Origin of the sequence: Streptomyces sp. NPDC017943 (assembly GCF_044328425.1) — a bacterium.
Lineage (GTDB): Bacteria > Actinomycetota > Actinomycetes > Streptomycetales > Streptomycetaceae > Streptomyces > Streptomyces djakartensis_A.
Genome location: NZ_JBIRHH010000078.1, coordinates 1 through 2221, shown reverse-complemented (window position 1 = coordinate 2221; position 2221 = coordinate 1). Strand labels below are relative to the sequence as shown.

Here is a 2221-nt window from a genome sequence, read left to right as displayed (position 1 = left end):
GGGCAACGGCGTTCACCAGGCCATGCTCGGCATCTCCCGGCTCCACAACTTGGCCCTCACCGGATAACTGACACCCCATACGGGACAACCTCTAGCGGATGTCCCGCCGCGTTCTTCGGCGATGGGTCGAGGCTCCGGATCTGGCCGAGGTCCTCACGGCCTCCCGGCTGTTGAAGACGCCGAGGCGGAAGACGGCGAGCATCGGCTGTCGACGCCGCCACGGTAGGAGCAGGTTACGGTCCTCCAGCGAGCAGCGAGCAGCGAGCAGCGAGCGGACCCAGAAGACCGTTCCACGCGCCCGGCCATGCCGGACGGGGCCGACCTGGGAACGGTTGAGAAGGCCGCGCTGGCCGGGCTGAGCTTGGGCGTGTCACTGGAGGAGCACCTCGCGAAGCTGATGGGGATCGGGACAGCGCGGGGAAGCAGTCGTCGAAGGCTGGAAGAGGCCGAACCTGCGGTGAGGCGTGTGAACCGAGGTGCAAGACGACGGGCGGCTAAGCCTCAACACCGGCAAGCATGGCGCGCTCGGTGAGCATAGATCCGTGAGCTGGCGCTTTCCCCTCTTCGGCGGCTGCGACGCGAAGCGCTCACTCGTCGAACAGCCCCGGAGTGATCGGCAGAGTCCGCGGCGGAGGACCGAGCCCCTCCATGGACGCGAACCAGGCGCGCACACCGACGACATAACTCTGCGACTCCTCGGTCGCCGGCACGCCCCCCGCCTCCCGTACGGCGTCCATTCCGACGTCGTACGCCGCGAGTGTCAGGTCGAGGACGTTGCCCGTCACCTGGCCTTGATCAAGCAGCTCGTCAGCTTCCTCCGCCAAAGCGCACAGATAAGCGCCCTGCGCCGCGATGGAATCCTGAGGGTTGAAGGGATCGCCGTCCTCGTCCGCGAACTGCTCGAACTTGTCGGGAGGCAGCTGCGAGATGCCTTCGGCGCCGTTGGGGCCGACAAAGTCGGCCGCGAATCGTGACTCATACTGAATCTGAGCTGCGATCGTGACAGGCCCGATGACATCGCAGACTGCTCCCGCCTCCAGGATGGACAGGTAGTAGTCGTTGGGGACCGTGCACGCCGTTCTGCCGTCCCGGCTCACGCCCTCTTCGCCGGAGCGCGTCGTCTCGAGTTCACCGAGTCCGTCCCCCAGTGCGATTTCCTGGGCCCGCTGTGCGGCCGACTCCGGAGCCTGTTCGTTCCGGCCCCTCTCGGCCTGCTCGCAGATGGCTTCAGGGGTGGTGAGCTCCGTGCCGGTGTCGATGGATCCCAGTGGCTGCCCGGAGAAGATGAGTGCCAGGATGATGAGGGGAAGAAGCAGGACGGCGAATCCGCCCAAGATGAGGACCGGGCCGACGACGAACACCACGAGTCCGGCGGGAGCAGCCAGACAGCCGCAGCCGCCGGCGGCGATGGCAGACTTCACGGCCAGGTTGCTGCTGGAGCTCTTCGTATCCTCGCTGCTCACAGCAAGACCTCTCGTTCTACTTCTCCGCGGCTGCAGGGGCACTTACGGCTGCGCGGAATACGCGGTTCAGTGGTGCTGGCACAGCGGTGCATGGCCGTGATGTGCGGTGGGCTGGGTTTCTACCGGTTCGGGTGATGTTCCGGCGCGGACGGTGCCCGGACACGGGGAGTGCGCGGCTCGGTACTCCGTGGCTTGTCGCTCCCTGAGTCAGAGGCATTACCTGCTGCGTCCTTGCGAACGGCGTTCTCCCGGGCCGCCTCCTGGCACAGATGCCGGTAGGCCAGGCGACAGTGCGTGGAACAGAAACCGTCCCAGCGTCCCCGCGTGGCGTCATCTGCGCCCTGCCGGAAAGTTCGAGAACAGGTGGTACATCTGACGACGGTCAACGGGTCTCCTTACGATGTCACTCGCGGACATGGCCACGGCCACGGAGTGGGGTCGGCAGCATCGGGCCTCGTTGCCATTTGTCCACCGAACGTGCCCTTTGTGCTACGCGCGGCGCCGGTATCGGGTTCACCACGCCCGACAGTCCGGCGCGGCTAGAGGTTGTCCCGTATGGGATGTGAGTTATCCAGTGAGGGCCAGGTTGTGCAGTTGGGCGATGCCGAGCATGGCCTGGTGAACTCCGTCGCCCTTGAGTCGGCAGTCCCGCGGGATCTTCCAGTTCTTCAGCCGCGACAGGGCGTGTTCCACGCGCGCTCGTGCCCGGCGATGGACGGCGTTCTCTGCCTCCTGCCAGGGGCTGAGGCGGCTCTGGC

At 66.4% G+C, this 2221-nt stretch carries 2 protein-coding genes; both read right to left on the bottom strand.

The annotated features are described in order from the left end of the window. Nucleotides 1-587: 587 nt before the first annotated feature. Nucleotides 588-1463, bottom strand: a complete 876-nt coding sequence (locus tag ACH4C6_RS36345; RefSeq protein ID WP_398112841.1) for a transglycosylase SLT domain-containing protein — start codon at nucleotides 1461-1463, stop codon at nucleotides 588-590. 567 nt (nucleotides 1464-2030) lie between these two features. Next, nucleotides 2031-2221: transposase (locus ACH4C6_RS36340; protein ID WP_398112840.1), on the bottom strand; the 191-nt coding region annotated here is incomplete at its 5' end.